The sequence below is a fragment of the Labrenzia sp. THAF187b genome (assembly GCF_009363375.1).
Lineage (GTDB): Bacteria > Pseudomonadota > Alphaproteobacteria > Rhizobiales > Stappiaceae > Roseibium > Roseibium algicola.
The window spans coordinates 3,961,040-3,979,284 of record NZ_CP045344.1 but is presented as its reverse complement, the minus strand read 5'-3'; the positions used below and the strand labels follow the sequence as shown (position 1 = coordinate 3,979,284).

General features: G+C 59.4%; 14 protein-coding genes. 2 read left to right on the top strand and 12 right to left on the bottom strand.

Annotated elements, in window-relative coordinates:
• Positions 1 to 38: 38 nt before the first annotated feature.
• Positions 39 to 773: an FCD domain-containing protein gene (locus FIV03_RS18300; RefSeq protein WP_286202201.1), complete on the top strand. Its 735-nt coding sequence runs from the start codon at positions 39 to 41 to the stop codon at positions 771 to 773.
• On the opposite strand, the gene FIV03_RS18295 is transcribed toward FIV03_RS18300, so the two are convergent.
• The 4 genes from FIV03_RS18295 to FIV03_RS18280 all read right to left on the bottom strand — a co-directional run bounded on the left by FIV03_RS18295 (position 770) and on the right by FIV03_RS18280 (position 6,712).
• Complete coding sequence (locus FIV03_RS18295) at positions 770 to 2,038, bottom strand: amidohydrolase family protein (protein WP_152510548.1); 1,269 nt, start codon at positions 2,036 to 2,038, stop codon at positions 770 to 772. The two genes, FIV03_RS18300 and FIV03_RS18295, sit on opposite strands and share 4 nt — an antisense overlap.
• Positions 2,035 to 4,485 carry an ATP-binding cassette domain-containing protein gene (locus FIV03_RS18290; RefSeq protein ID WP_152511976.1) on the bottom strand — a complete coding sequence of 817 codons (2,451 nt, stop codon included), beginning with the start codon at positions 4,483 to 4,485 and terminating at the stop codon, positions 2,035 to 2,037. The genes FIV03_RS18295 and FIV03_RS18290 overlap by 4 nt, the downstream gene beginning before the upstream one ends.
• 78 nt (positions 4,486 to 4,563) lie before the next feature.
• Entirely contained in the window at positions 4,564 to 5,439 is an 876-nt protein-coding gene (locus tag FIV03_RS18285) for a branched-chain amino acid ABC transporter permease (RefSeq protein ID WP_023001132.1), read from the bottom strand.
• Between the two features lie 85 nt (positions 5,440 to 5,524).
• Positions 5,525 to 6,712 (bottom strand): ABC transporter substrate-binding protein, encoded by a 1,188-nt coding sequence (locus FIV03_RS18280; RefSeq protein ID WP_152510547.1) that lies wholly within the window; start codon positions 6,710 to 6,712, stop codon positions 5,525 to 5,527.
• Positions 6,713 to 6,946: 234 nt separating this feature from the next.
• Here FIV03_RS18280 and FIV03_RS18275 point away from each other — a divergent pair, with 234 nt between their 5' ends.
• A complete protein-coding gene (locus FIV03_RS18275; protein WP_023001130.1) occupies positions 6,947 to 7,360 on the top strand; it encodes a nuclear transport factor 2 family protein in 414 nt (137 codons plus the stop codon).
• Here FIV03_RS18275 and FIV03_RS18270 read toward each other — a convergent pair.
• The 8 genes from FIV03_RS18270 to nirB form a co-directional block, all read right to left on the bottom strand.
• A complete protein-coding gene (locus FIV03_RS18270; RefSeq protein WP_023001129.1) occupies positions 7,357 to 8,046 on the bottom strand; it encodes a GntR family transcriptional regulator in 690 nt (229 codons plus the stop codon). The two genes, FIV03_RS18275 and FIV03_RS18270, sit on opposite strands and share 4 nt — an antisense overlap.
• A gap of 40 nt (positions 8,047 to 8,086) precedes the next feature.
• Positions 8,087 to 9,631 (bottom strand): siroheme synthase CysG, encoded by a 1,545-nt coding sequence (gene cysG, locus FIV03_RS18265; RefSeq protein ID WP_152511975.1) that lies wholly within the window; start codon positions 9,629 to 9,631, stop codon positions 8,087 to 8,089.
• Positions 9,606 to 12,287, bottom strand: coding sequence for a nitrate reductase (locus FIV03_RS18260; RefSeq protein ID WP_152510546.1), 2,682 nt, complete (start codon positions 12,285 to 12,287; stop codon positions 9,606 to 9,608). The genes cysG and FIV03_RS18260 overlap by 26 nt, the downstream gene beginning before the upstream one ends.
• A gap of 22 nt (positions 12,288 to 12,309) precedes the next feature.
• The gene (cynS, locus tag FIV03_RS18255) at positions 12,310 to 12,759 is read right to left on the bottom strand and encodes a cyanase (protein ID WP_152510545.1); all 450 of its coding nucleotides are present in this window, start codon (positions 12,757 to 12,759) and stop codon (positions 12,310 to 12,312) included.
• 9 nt (positions 12,760 to 12,768) lie between these two features.
• Entirely contained in the window at positions 12,769 to 14,502 is a 1,734-nt protein-coding gene (locus tag FIV03_RS18250; RefSeq protein ID WP_152511974.1) for a bifunctional protein-serine/threonine kinase/phosphatase, read from the bottom strand.
• Between the two features lie 63 nt (positions 14,503 to 14,565).
• Positions 14,566 to 15,411 carry a formate/nitrite transporter family protein gene (locus FIV03_RS18245; RefSeq protein WP_152510544.1) on the bottom strand — a complete coding sequence of 282 codons (846 nt, stop codon included), beginning with the start codon at positions 15,409 to 15,411 and terminating at the stop codon, positions 14,566 to 14,568.
• Positions 15,412 to 15,441: 30 nt separating this feature from the next.
• Positions 15,442 to 15,783 (bottom strand): nitrite reductase small subunit NirD, encoded by a 342-nt coding sequence (gene nirD, locus FIV03_RS18240; protein WP_173013879.1) that lies wholly within the window; start codon positions 15,781 to 15,783, stop codon positions 15,442 to 15,444.
• Entirely contained in the window at positions 15,780 to 18,233 is a 2,454-nt protein-coding gene (nirB, locus tag FIV03_RS18235) for a nitrite reductase large subunit NirB (protein WP_152510543.1), read from the bottom strand. The genes nirD and nirB overlap by 4 nt, the downstream gene beginning before the upstream one ends.
• Between the last annotated feature and the right edge of the window lie 12 nt (positions 18,234 to 18,245).

Genomic DNA, 18,245 nt, shown 5'->3' with positions numbered 1-18,245 from the left:
CAGATCCCAAGACGCGGAAACGCCTGCGGCGACCTGACATGGTGGCCCAGCAGATCCGCGAACAGATCGTCGAAGCCGGTCTGCGCCCCGGCGACAGGATCCCCGCCGAATGGCTTCAGCCGGAAACGGTCAGGGTGTCACGTGGTTCACTGCGTGAGGCTTTGAAGGTACTGGAGTTCCAGGGGCTGATTTCAACACGCAGCGGCCCGGGCGGTGGTGTCTTCGTCGCATCGGTGGAACCAGGTGAAGCCATCCGCATGCTGGACAATCTGTTCCTGTTCGACCAGCCGACGATTGCCGACATCTACACACTCCGGAAACAGCTTGAGCCGGAACTTGCCGCCTCGGTTGCCGGAACACTGACAGACGAAGGTTTTCAGGCCTTGCAGGGCTGCATCCGGCTTTACGAGGACGAGCCCAAAACGGCGGAAGAAGAATATTCGCAGCGCCTGGCCGAGCTTGATTTTCACGAGGAACTGGCCCGGCACTGCAAGAACCCGATCCTCGCCTTCACATGTTCCTTCCTGCTCAGCCTGCTACGCGACATGACGGTCTGCCGCTCGATCTACAAGGAACCGAACCCTGCCCTGCGCGAAACGGGACTGCACTATCAGGTGCAGTTGCTGCGAGCGATAAAATCGGGTGATGCCGAACTCTGCCGCATGATCATGCGCGGTCATATGATCGAGGCGGAAAAATACATGAAGGAACGTGCCGCCATGCGCACACGCGGCAGCACAACGGCGCAAGTGATCTCGTCCACGAGCAGCTAGGGCACAAGAGCCGCTCGTCTTTCCACGGTCCGGCCTTGCGCTTCCAATGGTCCCACCAACCTGGCCGGAGCCTGCTCGAAGGTGAGTTTTCCATTCTTCATCCCCCAGACCGGCCGGATGATTTCCGAAACGATCTGATATCCGCTCATGGCCGGCAGCGCCACGAAGGTGGCCGCTTCGCCAACTTCGATCCTGTGAGCCTTGTTGATCAGCCGCCGTGGTGCAGCCGTTACCATGTCAAAACAGGCCTTCAGGTCTTCCGCTGATCCGAGCTGGTGAACATTGGCATAAAGATTGGCCATGCGCGGCAAGGAGCAGTCGCCGTAGGGCGTGAAGGGATTGAGCACGTTGTTTGTTGCGACCGTGCAGCACACGCCGTGTTCATGAAAGACATGTGCCGGCGCGACCCCGCGCGGAACCAGGCTTTCGCTGCCACGTCCCATCAGAAACAGATCTGTCGACGGCAGAACGGTAAGCGCGATTTCAGCGCTTTTCAGAATTTGCACCGCCTCCAGAAGGTCCTTTCGGGAAAGGGCCGACAGCTTGGTGACATGGCCGATCGCGACCCTTCCCTGCCAGCCGAAGGCGACTGTCTGACGGGCAATTTCATCAAGATGACGCCAGGAAGGATCGAGATCGAAATCCAGATGGAAATCGAGATCGACATCATGGCGCTCGGCCATTTCGAACAGGCAGGCAATCTGGCCATTCGGATCGCTGTCCGTATAGGGACACCCGCCCAGCAGGTCCGCTCCGGCTGTGAGTGCCTCTTCCAGCAATTCGGCAGTACCCGGGTTGTTGATCAGCCCTTCTTGCGGAAAGACACATATCTGCAGGTCCAGCGCCCAGGCGAAATCCTGCTTCAGCCGCTGAATGGCGTGAAACCCCGTCAGGTCGATGCCCGGATCGATCTCCACGTGCGTCCGGATGGCGTTGGTGCCCTGAGTAATGGCCTTTTCGAGAACCTTGCAACCACGGTCGTAGACGTCTTCTTCCGAAAACCCTTTCTTTGCCTCCGCAACTGACGAGATTGCTCCTTCCAGCGTGCCTGTCTCGTTCCGGCAACGGTCGAGAATGCAGGCCTTGTCGAGATGAAGATGGCTCTCGACAAATCCCGGCACCAGGAGAACGCCGTTGCCATTCAGTTCTTCCGCACTCGTGGGCAGGTCGGCTCCTATCGCCGAAATCTTTCCGGCCCTGACCGCAATATCGACAGCCGCATCAACGCCCTCCAGCAGGACGTTCCGGATTACTAGCCCGCTCATACCCTCGCCTCCATGCGAGTTTCCAGTTCATTGGCGGCGCCGAGATAGGCCGCCGTCAGCCGCGGGTCCGAAGCCAGCTCCGCTGCCTTGCCTTCAATCACGATACGGCCCTGTTCCAAAACATAGGCGTAATCTGCAACGGCCAGAGCTAGCGTTGCCATCTGGTCGACAAGCAGAATGGTGATACCTTCGTCCCGCAACTCACCAAGGATCGCATAAAGCTCCTCAACCATGGCCGGAGCCAATCCAAGCGAAGGTTCGTCCAGGAGCAGGATCTTGGGTTTCGCCATGAGACCGCGGGCAATTGCCATCATCTGCTGCTCACCGCCCGAAAGAAGCCCTGCGCGGCTGTGCAACTTGTCGCGCAGGCGTGGAAACCGCTTCAGATGAGCTTCCAGTTCCGAGCTGTTGACTGCCGAATGTCTCTTGTAGGCACCCAGTTCGATGTTCTCGCGCACTGTCAGTTCCGGAAACACCTGGCGGCCTTCGGGAACCAGCACAAGACCACGCCCGACGAGTTCATGCGGCTGCATGGCCTGCGTCTGCTCATCATTCAGGATAATGCTTCCGGTGACCGGCCTGTGCAGACCCGATACGGCAGAAAGAAACGTCGATTTTCCAGCACCATTCGCCCCGAGCAGAGCGACCATTTCGCCTGGCCGCACCTTGAGTGATACCTCTTTCAACACCGGAGCCGCGCCATATCCGGCAGTCAGCTTCTGTGTCGACAGAACAGGCGTTTCTTCTGTGTGCAGCGGTTTTGTACGCGGGAAGGCCGTGGTGCCATCGGTGCCGAGGTAGGCTGCAATCACTGTTTCGTTTGCCTGGATCTCTGCCGGGGTGCCAAAGGCAATAGGCTTGCCGGCGTCTACTGCCTGGATCCGGTCCGAAATCCCCATCACCAGTTCCATGTCATGTTCGACGAGTACAACTGCAGGCCCCAGGTCGGCAATATCCCGCAGCAGCATGGCGAGCTTGTCCTTGTCGGCACGCATCAGCCCGGCTGCCGGTTCATCCAGAAGCAGGATGTCAGGTTTCAGGGCAAGCGCGCGTGCGATCTCCACCAGCCTGCGGTCGACATGCGGCAGGTCACCGGCACGCTTGTCGAAGTCCCCTTCATAGCCGCAGTATCGCAACAGTCCTGCCGCCAGCGACAAACGATCTGGCGACTGAATGTCGGACCACGGGTCGCCGAAGGCACCGCGCCCCAGCCCGGAGACGACATTTGCAAGCACCGTCAGGTTCTCGAAAAGTTTGGTCGTCTGGTAGGTTCGGGCGATCCCCGATCGGGCAACGGCATGGGCCGGCAGCCCGGCAAGGTCCCGGCTTCCAAGCAGGATCTTGCCCTGCGTTGGACGGTAGAACCCGCCTATCATGTTGAGGACGGTGGTCTTTCCCGCACCGTTCGGACCGATGATGGATGTTACCTCGCCGGGCTCGATCCGGAAGCTGACTCCATCGACTGCCCGAACACCGCCGAACGAAATGCCGAGGTCTTCAATCTCCAGAGCGCTTGAGGTAAGCCCGCCCTTGAGGAACTGCTCGATGTCTGCGGAAGAAACAGGTGTCACGCTTCGGCTCGACCTCGGAATGTAAGACGCCACCGTGCCGACCAGCCCGCGAGGCGCTATCAGCAACACGCCCACCAGCAAACCGCCAAAGAACAGCAGCCGGTATTCTGCAAGATCTGAAAGGAACTCCGGCAGCAGGACGGTTACCAGCGCGCCGGCGAGTGGCCCCAGCACGGTGCCGGCGCCGCCGATCAGGATTGCGAAGAGAAACAGGATCGACTGCGAGAACGGGAAATTGCTCGGCGCGATGAACATCATCAACGGCGCAAACAGACCGCCCGCAAGCCCGGCCATCGCCGCCGCAATGGCGAACGCGGCCGCCTTGACCGCGAAGGGCCGATATCCAAGCGAGGCGGCTGCGGTTTCAGCATCGCGTACGCCCGTCATTGCCATGCCCCAGCCGCTTTCGGCCAATCGGCGAAACAGGTAGAGAGACAATCCGGCAAGCAGGATGGCCAGCACCACCAGTTCCCGCTCGCTGAATACGAAACCGAAGATCTCCGGCATCGGAAAGCCCATGAGGCCATTCTGACCGCCAGTCAGGGAACGCCATTCCACCGCGCCATGTTCGACAATGAACGCGAAGGCAATCGTGACCATTGCCAGGAACGGCCCCGCCATACGGACGGCAGGCACCGCCAGCAGAACGCCCGCGATCCCCGCCACGAGCGCGGACAAGGGCAGTGCCAGCCAGAAGCTCAGGCCAGACAGGGTCATCACCGCCACACCATAAGCGCCGATGGCAAAGAAACCCACCTGGCCAAGGGAGACCAGACCAGTCAAACCATAAAGAACGTTGAGACCGGTCCCCAGGATGGTCGTGATTGCAACGAGGCCGATGACAAACTGCGTGTAGCCACCGCTTGTCACGGCCATCGCACAGGCTGCAACGGTCAGAACGAGCAACGCGCTATCGAGAAGAATTCGCTGGTTCAGAAAGGGCACGGCGCTTCCTCAGACTTTCTTTACGGCGGGACGACCGAAGAGCCCATCCGGCTTCAATGTCAGTGCAAGGATGATCAGCGCAAAGACAACGATGTAGGTGGAAGATGAGCCCAAGTAGGCCGTGACCAGGGCTTCCGTCACCCCATAGAGAAAGCCTGCCAGCATCACTCCGGCTGCCGATGTCATGCCGCCCAGGATTGCCACTGCAAAGGCCTTGAGGCCAAAGAGCGTCCCCATGTCCGAATGCACGGAAAACAGCGGCGCGATCAAAAGACCGGCACATCCGGCAAGCATGGCCGAAATCGCAAAGGAACCGGACACCATCATGGTTGTGTTGATCCCCATGAGCCGTGCTGCCTGATTGTTCTGGACGACGGCAAGCAGCGCCCTGCCCTGCAAGGTCTTGCGGAACAGGAAGTGCAACGCCAGAGCAACACCGATGGCGGCAATCGGAATAAGCAGTTGCTGCGGATAGATGCCCGTGCCGGCGAATTGCCAGGTGGTCTGCGCCAAAGGCGAAAACAATGTCCGCGGTTCGTTGCCGAAGCTGAAGAGAACGGCGTTATCGAGAAAAATGCCGCCCGCGACGGTCGCCATCAGCCAGGCTTCCGAATTGCGTTCCACGAAGGGGCGAACCAGAAGAATTTCAACAAGCACGCCAAAAAGGCCGCAACAGGCGATCGCAAGCGGATAGGCGATCAGCCAGTTCAAGCCGAGCCGTTCGGTAAAGACAAAGCCCAGAACCGCGCCCAGCATGACAACGCTGCCCTGCGCGAAATTGACGGTGGAAGAAACGGAATATGTGATCTGAAAGCCGAGCGCGATCAGCCCGTACATGCTTCCAAGGCCAATGCCGGTGACAAGGGCGGCGATCAAGAGGGTCATGGGTGGGTCCTGGCGGGTGAGACGGGATCAGGGCTAATCAAAAGGGAAGAAACCTCCCGCGGGCCTGCCGCGGGAGGTGACATCATCAATCTTCAATCGGGATGATTTCGCCTTCGACGAACTGCGCGAAGACATAGTCTTCAGGCGCAATTGCATCCTGGTCTTCCGGCGAGAACGGGTCGGTATAGGTCTTGATCAGGCCTTCGATGTTCTCGATGTCGTACATCGCCTGTCGGATAGCCGGACCATCGGTGGAACCGGCCTTCTCGATGGCAGCAGCCAGCAGAAGCATGGCGTCATAGGCATTCGCAATACCGGTCGCGGGTGTCACATCGGCCATGGTCTCGATTTCGGGAAAGCTCTCCTGAAGCTTCGAGAACATGGCTTCGCCCTTCGCATCGCCCTCCCGGAACAGGTAGGTCTGGATGAAGTGGAGTTTCTCGCCGCTCTTGCCGGCCAGTTCCGTGAACCGTCCACCTGCCGGGCCCCAGTGCGATGCCATGGCAACGTCCCAGCCCATCCGGTCGAGCGATTTCACCACCTGTGCGGTCGGGGCAACGTTTGCCACCACAAACAGGCCATCCGCGCCGTTTTCCTTAAGGCGCGTGAGCTGCGGCACGACATCGACGTCGTTGGACTCGAACTTCTCGATACCGGCATGCTCCATGCCGCGCTTCTCCAGAGCTTTCAAAAGCCCCTTCTCGTTGGACTCACCCCAAGGGTTGTTGATGAGGATCATGCCCGGTTTCTTGGAGCCGTATTTGGTAACCAGATATTCGGTGATCGCTTCATCGACGTATTCATCAACGGCGGAGACGCGGAAGATGTAGTTCTCTTCAGCACCGTTCTTGGTGATGCCGGTGCCCGCAGCCCATGGCCCGACAAAAGGCACCTTTGACTGGTTGGCAAAGGGAACGATTGCAAAGGAGACCGGCGTGTCCAGACCCCCGATCAGGGCCGCAACGCCTTCGCGCTGGACAAGCTCACGTGCAGCGACAAGCCCCTTGCCCGGGTTGCTTTCGTCATCGCGGCTTACAAGTTCAAGCGGTTTGCCCAGGACACCGCCCTTCTCGTTGATCTCGTCAATCGCGATGGTCAGGCCACGTGTAATTGCCTGTCCTGACTTGGCGGACTGACCGCTGAGCGCGGCAACAAGGCCGATCTTGATTGTATCGGCGGCGAAGGCCGGCAGGCTGGTGGCCAGGGCGAGGCCGACGGCACCTGACATCAGGACGCGGCGTGTCACCTTCGGAAATTTGCAAGCGGATTTCATGAACGGCTCCTCTGGTTTTCCGGACGACACGTCCGAACGCCATATCAAGAGCAAGTCAGATGCCAGTTTGCTGATCTTCATACATTTCAACTGCTTATCCAATTTCAGCCTTTACAGACCTTCGATGACATCAGAATTTCGCTTAAATTGCATGCAATCTTTGCATACAAAACTTGCATACAAAAAGCCGCACAGGATTTATGCTCTGGAAGGCCATTTTGAAAAGGACGCCCCATGCTGGACGAAAACAAGGACACCCTTCCCGAGGAAGCCCAGATCGTTAGGGAATATCTCGATGCTTCCATGAAACCCGATCCGGATCTCGCTGCGACCTACGTTGCCGACGATGTGACGATCACGTTTACAGGCGGACGGGTATTCAACCATCCGTCAGGTCCGACCGGCTTTAACGCGAAGCGGTACAAGTGGGTGAAGAAGAAGATGGACCGTTTCGACGTTGCCCGCGGGGCGGACGGTGTTGTCGTCTACTCTGTCGGAACGCTTTACGGCGAATGGCCGGACGGAACCGCCTTCGAAGGCAACCGGTATGTCGACCGGTTCGAAGTGCATGACGGCAAGATCACAAAGATGGATGTCTGGAACGACAGCGCGGAGCGAATTCTCACCCGCATGGGCATTGAAGCCTAGTCGTCCCCTCGAACGGCGCGGACGTAAGGTTCCAGGGCATCGAGATAGATGCCCTGCCCCTTGTTTTCGGGCTTGATCAGCGCCCGGTCAGCCACGGCCCCCAGGTGGTGTCGCATGAGGTCTCGCGCCCGATCCTCATCGCCCTTGGAAAGAGCATCAATAATTTCCCGGTGCTCCTGGATCCCGCAATCAGTGGAATGCGGCCGCGAGTAAAGTGCCAGCGTCAACCCGCATCTATAGCCGACATCTTCCACGTAGCGGATCAGAACCGGACTTTCCGTGAGCTGCGCCATGAGAATGTGGAATTCCGTGGCAAGCCGGATGGAGACAGGCTCAGGTCCCTTTTCAGCGGCGATTTCCTTGTCGAGATGCGCATTCAGTGCATCAAGGTGCTTCTGGGAGAATTCAGCGCTCAGCCGGGACACCACAAGGTCTTCGATCTGACATCGCAGATCAAACAGATCCCGCGCCTCCTCCAGGCTGGGGGTTGCAACAACGGCTCCCCTGTTCCGCCGCAGTTCGACAAGGCCTTCCGCTGCGAGCCGTTCCAGTGCCTGGCGCACGATTGTCCGGCTCGACCCGAAACGCTCACCCAGCGAATCTTCCGGCAGTTTCATGCCCGGTAACAGGGCACGCTCAAGGATGGCACTGCGCAGGGCTGCGCAAATTTGTTCGGAACGATTCATCAGTGCTTCGGATCACCAGCTGATTTGCCGCTCAAACAAATCAAATAGCTGCAGATTTGCCAAGTGTCCGAATGCCTCGATTTTCAGCTCCGGCCATTTCCCCTCGCGCAGAAAAGACCTGATTGAATTCAAATCCTTCACTTTGCACGGCCTGACGGCCTGCTGCCCGAAAGACTTGCCCCACTCCGATGAGGACCGGACCTTCCAGTCCGAGCAAATCGACACCGCATTCAAGTTCGTCCAGTGTTCCCGACCAGCGCTTTTCGTCGGTGCGGGATATTCCCGAAACGGCAACGACGGGGGTTGCTGCTGACAAGCCTTCGGCAACAAGCCGGTCTCTGATACGGCCGGCCATGCGCGCGCCCATGTAGAAAACAGTCGTGGTGGTTGGATCGGTGAGCGCAGGCCAATCTACGGTTTCCGGTAAATCGCCCTTGCGCGAGTGGCCGGTAACGAACCTGACAGATTGAGCATGGTCTCGGTGCGTCAGGGAAACGCCCAGGCGTGCCGCCATGGCAGAGGCCGCAGTAATGCCTGGAACCACGGTTGCCGGGATGCCTTCGGCAGCAAGACGGTCGAGTTCCTCGCCACCACGGCCGAAGATCATCGGATCACCGCATTTGAGCCGCACCACGTGTTTGCCCTGTCGTGCCAGCGAAACCATCATGTCGTTGATGTCTTCCTGGCGGCAACTTTCCCGGCCGCCTCTTTTTCCGACCAGCATCCGTCTGGCTTCTCGACGCGCAAGTTCGAGAACCGCGTCATCGACCAGATCATCGAAGAGAATGACATCAGCCGATTGCAGCGCACGAACGGCTTTCAATGTCAGGTATTCCGCATCGCCCGGACCTGCACCCACAAGGGTGACCTTACCTGCGGCAGACGACCTTGCATCCTCCAGAAGTGCTGCGGCGAGCTGCTCTTCTTCTTCAGGCGCCGACTTGCCCGAGAAGGCAAGATCGGAGATCCGCTCCCAGAACCGGCGCCGCTGTGCCCCCGCGTCCAGCAGGGAAAGAGTCTTTTCCCGCAACCGGCTTGCCAGCTGCGCCCATCCTTGCAGACTTTCAGGCATCAGCGTCTCGATCCGCCGTCGGATCGCCTGGCCAAGAATCGGCGCGACCCCATTGGTCGAAATACCGATCACGACCGGTGACCGGTTGACGATGGACCCGAACTGGAAGTCGCAATAGGCGGGGTTATCGATCACATTGACCGGAACTCCCATGCGTCGCGCGGCCAAAACAAACGCTTCTGCTTCTTCGTCACTCTCTGCATCGGCAATCGCAAGGGCTGCACCTTCGAAGTCTTTCTGCGACCAGCAGGACCGGTGATGTATGAAACGTCCCTTGATGCTGCCGGCCACAAGAAGTGCCTGGAAAGCCGGCGCCAGCTCCCGCGCGTGCACATGCACCTCTGCCCCTGCAGCAGCCAGCAGCTCTGCCTTCCAGGCAGCGGCTTCCGTGCCGCCTGCCAGCAGCACTTTTCTTCCTTCAAGCGGAAAGAACAGCGGCAGGCTTGCAAGAGCCCCCACGCGTGCCGGACGGCTCCGGCGCTTTACCTCAGCTGGCTTGCGCAATGTCGGCATCATCGAGGCTTTCCTTTGCAATTTCATCGAGAAGCGTCTGGATTTCCGAGCGGCAGGAGCCGCAATTTGTGCCGGCTTTCAGTGTTTCACCGATTGCGCTGACACTCGTCGCACCGCAGCGTGCGGCTTCGGCAATCTGGTTGCAGCCGATCTGGAAGCAGGAGCACACGAGCGCCCCCGGATCCGGCCTGTCTGCCGGCACCCGTCCAGCAAGAACCCGTGCCCGCTCCTGCGGCGAAACGGGCCCCTCATCCAGAAGCCCGCAAGCCCATTGGCGCGAGACTTCCACCGGGGATGCGGAAAAGAAGAACGCTGCCTGCAGCACATCGTCCCGCCACTCGGCCAAACGTCTCCAGCCAGCGGCACCGTCCGATATATCTGTCGTCTCGTTGCTGGACGAGGTCAACGAAGCTGCGATTTCCACGAAATCCGCATCGGCTTTCGCCGCGAACTCAAGCCGGTATCCGCCAGGAACAGGAGCAAGGGCCCAATAGTCGGCAGCGATCTTCTCCGGTCGCTGGCGCAAGACGGCAAAACCGAACCAGGCCATTTTCGCTTTTGTCACAGCCACAGGCGTGAACTTGGATCCTGGCTGTCCGGAATGCGGATCTGTCTCAGGCGCCATGACCGCATCGATACGGGCTTTCGATGCAAGCTGGTCGGTCCAATGCATCGGCACGAAGACTTCTCCCGGGGCGACCCGGTCTGTCAGTAGCGCCCGCACAATTACGGCTCCATAAGGGCTTTTGACCGTCACCAGGTCTGCCGGGTCGATCCCGAGCTTTGCGGCATCGATCGGGTTGAGTTCGGCAAAAGGTTCGGCGAAATGCGCGGTCAGGCGCGGCGTCTTGCCTGTGCGCGTCATGGTGTGCCACTGATCGCGGATCCGGCCCGTATTCAGGGAGAACGGATAGCGGCGCTCTGTTTGCCGCGGTGCCTTGAAACCGACGGGTACGAACTGCCCCTTGCCGCTTTCGGTGAAAAATCCTCCGCCAGCAAAAAATCTCGTATCAGCTGGTAGTGCCCCCGCCGGCTGCGGCCACTGAAAGGGCTCCATGGCATCGAAATCGGCATCGGACACGTCCCGATAAGCACCGATATCGAAATCCCGGCTGCCTTCGTTCCGATAACCGGAAAGCTCGGCATGCTCTCGGAAAATCGCCGCAGACCCATCATAGGAAAAGGCCGTGGCAAAGCCCATTCGCCTTGCGACTTCGCTCAGGTGCCACCAGTCGGGGCGAACCTCACCGGGAAGATCCAGGAACGCACGCTGTCTTGAGATCCGGCGCTCGGAGTTGGTAACTGTTCCGTCCTTTTCACCCCAGGCAGCTGCAGGCAGCAACACGTTCGCATAGGGAACCGTGTCGGCCGCCCGCGTCACTTCCGAAACGACTACAAAGGGGCATGTTTCAAGGGCTTCTGCCACACCATCTGCATCCGGCAGACTGTCTACCGGGCTTGTTGCCATGATCCAGAGCGCCTTGATCCGGCCTTCCCGCACGGCCTTGAAAAGCTCAACAGCTTTCAAGCCTGACCGATCAGCCACGACCGGGCTTTGCCAGAAGTCCTGTACGATCCCGCGGTGCTCGGCATTTTCCAAAGCCATGTGGCCGGCGAGCATATTGGCCAATCCGCCGACTTCCCGGCCTCCCATGGCGTTCGGCTGACCCGTGACGGAAAAAGGACCCATGCCGGGCTTTCCGATCCGTCCTGTTGCAAGATGTGTGTTGACGATGGAATTGACCTTGTCAGTCCCGACGACTGACTGGTTGACACCCTGGCTATAGACGGTGACCGTCTTTTCCGTCCGGGCAAACATCTTGTAGAAGAGTGCGATCTCCTGACGTGACAGGCCGGTCTTTTCGGCTATCTGGCCAATTTCACAAGGTCCTGCAGCTTCGACAGCCTTTTCAAGGCCTTCCGTGAACCGATTGACATAGCTTTCATTCACGACAGACGCCTCAGCCAGGAAGGCGAGCAGACCGTTGAAAAGGGCAACGTCCGTGTCAGGCTTCAATTGCAGATGCAGATCGGCAATGGCGCAGGTCGCTGTCTTGCGCGGGTCCACCACGACCACCCGCAACGCCGGATTTGCAGCCTTGGCCGCTTCGAGACGCTGGAACAGGACCGGATGACACCAGGCGAGATTGGAGCCGACCAGCACAACAAGATCTGCCAGTTCAAGATCTTCATAGGTTCCCGGAACCGTGTCCGAACCGAATGCCCTCCGGTGTCCGGCAACGGAAGATGCCATGCAAAGACGGGAATTGGTGTCGATATTCGCCGAACCGATGAACCCTTTCATCAGTTTGTTGGCGACGTAATAGTCTTCTGTCAGGATTTGGCCGGATACATAAAACGCAACGCTATCTGGTCCATGTTCCCGAATGGCATCCTGAAAGTTGCGTGCGACAAGATCGAGCGCGTCATTCCAGTTGGCGCGTTCGCCGTCGATTTCCGGATAGAGCAGTCTGTCATCCAGCGAAAGCGTTTCTCCAAGGGCCGACCCCTTGGAACACAGCCGGCCGAAATTGGATGGGTGCTTGGGGTCACCTGCAACAGTCACCGTCCCGTCCGGGTGCCGGGTCGCGAGGACGCCGCAGCCGACACCGCAATAGGGACAGGTGGTCCGGATTGTTTTTTCTTGTTCGGTCATGCCATCAATCCCGGTTCTTGATTTACCAGGCGTTGTAGCCAAGGTATTTGCCCGACATCTCGATCTTCACCCGGTCTCCCTTGGGATTCTCGACACGGGTTACCGACATGTCGAAATCGATGGCCGACATGATGCCGTCGCCGAATTTCTCATGGATCAAAGCCTTGATTGTCGGGCCGTAGACGCCGACGATTTCATAAAGACGGTAGATGCACGGATCCGTCGGCACGGTCTGCGACCAGATCTTCGTGGGGCTCTCCTGCAGTACCAGAGCCGCTTCCTGCGGCAGCCCGAGTGTCTCCGTGATTGCCTTTGCCTTGTCTTCCGGCATGGCGTTCATGCCCATGGCCGCCGAATGGGTCCAGACAGGCGACATGCCGATCGCTTCGGCAATGCCTTCCCATGTGAGCCCCGCCTGGCGCTTCGCCGACAGGATCATGCTGGTAACGTCTTCGCGGGTAAGAGCGGACATGAAAATCTCCTATGAATTGCCGAAGAGTTGAAACAAGAGGATGGCGCAGAGCACCGCGAGAACAGCAGAGACGATCTGCCAGAAACGGACCGGATCCCGTTCCGCCAGAGGAACAAAACGATCTGAACTGAAGGCCGGGTTCGGGCGGCGAAGATCTTCCAGGAAGGCGCTCAGCGCTTCGTAGCGCTTGACCGGCACGGGATGAACCGCGCGGCAAAGCGCACCATCGACCCAGTCCGGAACCCGTTCCGTGACAGCTGTCGCACTGCGATAGCGCAGTGCAGCCTGAGCCCGCTCACTCGTTGCCCTGGCAACGGCCGCACCATAGGGCAAACGCCCGGTCAGCATTTCATAGGCGATCACACCGAGCGAAAACTGGTCGCTGTACTCGGTCCCGAGGTAGCCGAGAAACACCTCTGGCGCGGTATATTGGTGGGTGCCGAGGATCTCACCCTTGTCGAGCGAAGGAGCGGCTTCCATCACGCTGGCGATCCGCACCGACCCGAAATCGATGATTTTCACCGTACCGGACGTGTCGATCATGATGTTTTCCGGCCGCAGGTCCTGATGGACCATTTCCTTGCGGTGGAAGGCCATCAATCCCCTGGCCACCTGCTCCAGAATTCCGCGCACGGTCTCAAGGCTGGGGTGAGGATTGTCGATCATCCACTGGCGAAGCGTCTGGCCTTCGACAAATTCCGTTGCCAGAAAAAGCGTCTGCCGGCCTTGCGGATAGGTGGAAGCCTTCAACACATGCGGCGATGAAATCCGGCGGGCAACCCACTCCTCCAGCGCGAACCGGCGCAGATAGTCTTCCTCTCCGCGCAAATCGAGCGACGGAAACTTGAGAGCCACCGGTTCGCCGGTTTCTTCGTTTTCCGCCAGATATATGTGGCTGCGGCTGGTGGCGTGCAGCCCACGCAATAAACGGAACCCTTCATGGGTGCCAGGCACCTTCGGCAGCGCCGCCGGTGGCAAGGTGCCTTCCCCGTTCAGGAGATCATCGGCACCGGGTTCCGCGATGTCGATAACCCGCACGACCTGAACGGTCAGATTATCGTTGCTGCCTGCAGCCAGCGCCTTTTCGACAAGTGTCCTGGCTGTCTGATCGAGATCTTCGCCAGCCAGAACGGCGTCAGCCATGTCCTTCGCGCGCAAGAAACCATGGACGCCATCCGTCGTGAGGACAAACAGATCGCCCGGGCGAAGATCGAACACGGCGTAATCGATATCGACGGATTGCTCGACCCCGAGAGCCCTGCCGAGATAACTCTCCTGTTCGGAAATCCGGACAGTGTGGTCTTCCGTCAGCTGTTCCAGGCTCTGGCCGGAAAGACGCCAGATGCGGCTGTCACCGACGTGAAAGAGATGAGCCTTGCGCCCCTTCAGGACCAGGGCAGAAAAGGTGCAGACATGGCCCCTGTCGAGATCGTCGGCCTGTTTCGTCTGGCTGAATAGCCAGGAATTGGCGGCAGAGATCACCCGGACGGCAGAGGTCTTCACTGTCCAGGCTTCAGAGGTGCAATAGTAATCGGAGAGAAAGGATTTAACGGCCGTTTCGGCTGCGACATGCGCAACCGGACTGGAGGAAATGCCGTCCGCGACAGCAAGTGCGATGCCCTTGTGCACCAGGGCCGGGCCGTCCGGCACCATGGCGCCATGAAAGTCCTGGTTCAGGGCTTTCCGTCCGGCAGACGAATGCTGGCCGGTCTCGACGCTCAAGGTGGTATGGCGGACTTGCATCAGCACGGGAAAACGATCCTCCGGAAAAGACGCTCCGCCGCCGGTGACGGCGGAGCTTCACACTTATTCGGCTGGCGCTGCGATCGGCGCCTTTTCGTAGCCTGCCTTACGGGACGGCGACGTCTTGTAATGGGTGGCGTAGATCATGCCGCCGACGAAGGTCAGCCCGCCGACCAGATTGCCGACAACAACCGGAATTTCGTTGTAGGCAAAGTAGTCGAACCAGGTGAAGTCACCGCCCAGCATGATGCCGGAGGGGAACAGGAACATGTTCACGATGGAGTGCTCGAAGCCGAGATAGAAGAACACCAGGATCGGCATCCACATCGCCATGATCTTGCCGGAGACAGAGTTCGACATCATCGCGGCGACAACACCGGTTGAAACCATCCAGTTGCACATCACTGCGCGAATGAAGACCGTCAGCAGTCCCGCCCAGCCCGCAGCGGCATAGCCGAGTGTCCGGCTTTCACCGATCTGGCCAATCTTCTGGCCGACGGCATTCGGCTCCTGGCTGAAGCCCATGGTGAAGATGATCGCCATGAAGACCGCCGTCGTCAGGGCACCCGCAAAGTTGCCGGTGAAGACAAGGCCCCAGTTCCGAAAGACGCCGCCCCAGGTGCAGCCGGGACGCTTTGCGATCACGGCCAGCGGCGCCAGCGTGAACACGCCCGTCAGAAGGTCGAAGCCCAGCAGATAGAGCATGCAGAAGCCGACCGGGAACAGGATCGAGGCGACCAGGAAGTTGCCGGTATTGACGGCGATGGTCACGGCGAAGGCGGCTGCAAGGGCCAGGATGGCGCCTGCCATATAGGCCCGGATAAGCGTGTCCTTTGTGGACATGAAGATCTTCGCTTCACCGGCGTCGATCATCTTGGTGGCAAATTCCTGTGGCGTTACATATGACATCTGAATTCCTTTCGCGAAATGCTCGGCCGATCAGACGGCTTCGTGGGAATAGGAAAGGTCGATAAGGATCCGGCCGTCCTCCAGCCGGACGGGAAAAGCCGCCGTGCGGCCTTCGTCGGCTCCTTGCGCGGCTCCCGTCTCCAGGGAGATCACCCAGTTGTGCAACGGGCAGGTCACACAGCCGTCATGCACAATGCCCTGACTGAGAGGCCCGTTCTTGTGCGGGCACTTGTCTTCCAGCGCAAAGACGTCGTCCTTGGCGGTGCGGAAGATGGCGATGGTCATGTCGCCATTCTTCACGCACCGCGCTCCCTCCCTGGGAATGTCTTCAAGGGTGCCGATATGGACCCAGTTACGGATGTCGGCAGTCATTCGGCAGCCTCCTTCGTCAGAACAGCCATCGGCTTGAATTCATGCTTGTCCTTGCCGGAGACGCGCTCCGACCATGGGTCGACCTGGGCGAATTTCTGGGAGAAGACGAAACGGTCGAAATACGCCATGCGCATCGCCTCGTCGTCCATGATCTGGCGACGGATCTCATTCAGACCTATGCGTTTCGCCCACTTGTAGATCCGCTCCAGGTAGTGACCCTGCTCGCGGTACATCTGGGTAAGCGCAGCAACATGCTCGATCGCCTCCTCCTCGGTCTTGACCAGGCCCAGAACTTCCGTGCCCTTGATGTCGAGACCGGCAGCTCCGGCGAAGTGGATCTCGTAACCGCTGTCGACGCAGATGATGCCGATATCTTTACAAGTTGCTTCCGCGCAGTTTCGCGGGCAGCCGGACACCGCCATCTTCAACTTCGCCGGGGTCCATGAGCCCCACATGAACTTTTCCAGCTTGATGCCGAGACCGGTGGAATCCTGTGTGCCGAACCGGCACCAGTCCGTCCCGACGCAGGTCTTCACCGTTCTCAGACCCTTGGCGTAGGCCTGCCCGGAAACGAACCCGGCCTTGCCGAGGTCCGCCCAGACTGCCGGCAGGTCTTCCTTCCTGATGCCAAGCATGTCGATGCGCTGGCCACCGGTGCATTTCACCGCCGGAATGTTGAACTTGTCGACCACATCGGCAATCGCCCGCAGTTCCTTGGACGAGGTCATCCCACCCCACATGCGCGGGACCACCGAATAGGTGCCGTCCTTCTGGATGTTGGCGTGGACGCGTTCGTTGATGAAACGGGACTGGTAATCATCCGCATATTCATCCGGCCAGTCGGAGACCAGATAGTAGTTGAGCGCCGGCCGGCACTTGGCACAGCCGCCGGACGTGGTCCATTCCAGTTCCTGCATCACAGCGGGAATGGATTTCAGCTCCTTGGACTTGATCAGGCGGCGAACCTCGTCATGGCCCAGGTGCGTGCAACCGCACATCGGCGTCACGGCCGCCGGGTTATAGGCATCGCCCAAGGTCACCTGCATCAGTTGCTCGACCAGCCCCGTGCAGGTGCCGCAGGAGTTCGAGGCCTTTGTGTGGGCCCGGACACCGTCCAGGGTCGTCAGGCCCTTCTCCTTGATCGTCGTAACGATCTTGCCCTTGCATACGCCGTTGCAGCCGCAGATTTCCGCATCATCCGGCAAGGCTGCAACGGCCGCCGTAGGGTCCAGCGGGGACCCTCCCTGGTAAGCCTGACCAAAGATCAGCGTCTCGCGCATGTCCGAGACGTCGGTACCTTTTTTGAGAAGGTCGAAGAACCAGGGGCCGTCGGAAGTCTCACCGTAAAGGACGGCACCGACGATCTTGTTGTCTTTCAGGACGATGCGTTTATAGACGCCGGCCGACGCATCGCGCAGCACGATCTCTTCGCGGTCGTCGCCTTCGGAAAAATCGCCTGCCGAATAGAGATCGACACCTGTCACCTTGAGCTTGGTCGCGGTGACCGAGCCCGTGTATTCGGATGAGGCACCAAGCAGATTGTCGGCAATCACACCCGCCATTTCATAAAGCGGCGCGACAAGCCCGTAACACATGCCACGGTGTTCCACGCATTCCCCGAGCGAGAAGATGTCCGCATCGCTGGTGCGCATGTCATCGCCAACCAGCACACCGCGATTGACGTCCAGCCCGACCGCCCTGGCAAGGTCGGCCGACGGGCGGATGCCGACGGCCATGACGATGATCGAGGCTTCGATCTCGGTGCCGTCGTCAAGGCGGATGCCCCTCACCTTGCCTGCATCATCACCCAGGATTTCATGGCTGTTTGCCTTGGTGCGCACGTCGATGCCGCGGCGTTTGAATTCCGCTTCGAGCAGGAACCCCGCAGCCGGGTCGAGCTGGCGTTCCATCAGGGTCGGCATCAGGTGCAGAACAGTTACGTCCATGCCCTGCATCTTGAGACCGGCTGCCGCTTCAAGACCCAGGAGCCCCCCGCCGATGACGACGGCACGTCCGCCCCGTTTGGCGGCATCCAGCATCTTTTCCACATCGTCCAGATCGCGATAGGTCAGAACCCCGTCCAGCTCCTTGCCAGGAAGCGGAATGATGAAGGGGGAAGATCCCGTGGCGATCACCAGCTTGTCGTAAGAGGCGGTAACGCCGTTTTCCGAGGTCACCGTTTTGGCGTCCCGGTCGATCTCGGCAACCCGTGCTCCCTTGTGAAGCGTCACGCCGTGTTCGGCATACCAGTCGTCGCCATGGGTGATGATGTCCTCGTATGACTTCTCGCCCGAGAGCACGGGCGACAGCATAAGCCTGTTGTAGTTGACCCGCGGCTCCGCATTGAAAATGGTGACGTCATAAGCATCCCTGTCTTTTTCGAACAGGTTTTCGAGCATCCGCCCGGGTGCCATGCCGTTGCCGACGATGACAAGTTTCTGTTTTGTCATGGCTTTTCTCCA

What these genes read in the sequence shown, in the direction of transcription:
- cynS (WP_152510545.1), bottom strand. Translation starts at nt 12,759, where the DNA reads ATGTCCGCTCTTACCCGCGAAGACGTTACCAGCATGATCCTGTCGGCG.
- nirD (WP_173013879.1), bottom strand. Translation starts at nt 15,783, where the DNA reads ATGACTGCCGACATCCGTAACTGGGTCCATATCGGCACCCTTGAAGAC.
- FIV03_RS18270 (WP_023001129.1), bottom strand. Translation starts at nt 8,046, where the DNA reads ATGAATCGTTCCGAACAAATTTGCGCAGCCCTGCGCAGTGCCATCCTT.
- FIV03_RS18245 (WP_152510544.1), bottom strand. Translation starts at nt 15,411, where the DNA reads ATGTCATATGTAACGCCACAGGAATTTGCCACCAAGATGATCGACGCC.
- FIV03_RS18290 (WP_152511976.1), bottom strand. Translation starts at nt 4,485, where the DNA reads ATGGCCGTGACAAGCGGTGGCTACACGCAGTTTGTCATCGGCCTCGTT.
- FIV03_RS18300 (WP_286202201.1), top strand. Translation starts at nt 39, where the DNA reads ATGGTGGCCCAGCAGATCCGCGAACAGATCGTCGAAGCCGGTCTGCGC.
- FIV03_RS18280 (WP_152510547.1), bottom strand. Translation starts at nt 6,712, where the DNA reads ATGAAATCCGCTTGCAAATTTCCGAAGGTGACACGCCGCGTCCTGATG.
- cysG (WP_152511975.1), bottom strand. Translation starts at nt 9,631, where the DNA reads ATGCCGACATTGCGCAAGCCAGCTGAGGTAAAGCGCCGGAGCCGTCCG.
- FIV03_RS18295 (WP_152510548.1), bottom strand. Translation starts at nt 2,038, where the DNA reads ATGAGCGGGCTAGTAATCCGGAACGTCCTGCTGGAGGGCGTTGATGCG.
- FIV03_RS18285 (WP_023001132.1), bottom strand. Translation starts at nt 5,439, where the DNA reads ATGACCCTCTTGATCGCCGCCCTTGTCACCGGCATTGGCCTTGGAAGC.
- FIV03_RS18275 (WP_023001130.1), top strand. Translation starts at nt 6,947, where the DNA reads ATGCTGGACGAAAACAAGGACACCCTTCCCGAGGAAGCCCAGATCGTT.
- nirB (WP_152510543.1), bottom strand. Translation starts at nt 18,233, where the DNA reads ATGACAAAACAGAAACTTGTCATCGTCGGCAACGGCATGGCACCCGGG.
- FIV03_RS18250 (WP_152511974.1), bottom strand. Translation starts at nt 14,502, where the DNA reads ATGCAAGTCCGCCATACCACCTTGAGCGTCGAGACCGGCCAGCATTCG.
- FIV03_RS18260 (WP_152510546.1), bottom strand. Translation starts at nt 12,287, where the DNA reads ATGACCGAACAAGAAAAAACAATCCGGACCACCTGTCCCTATTGCGGT.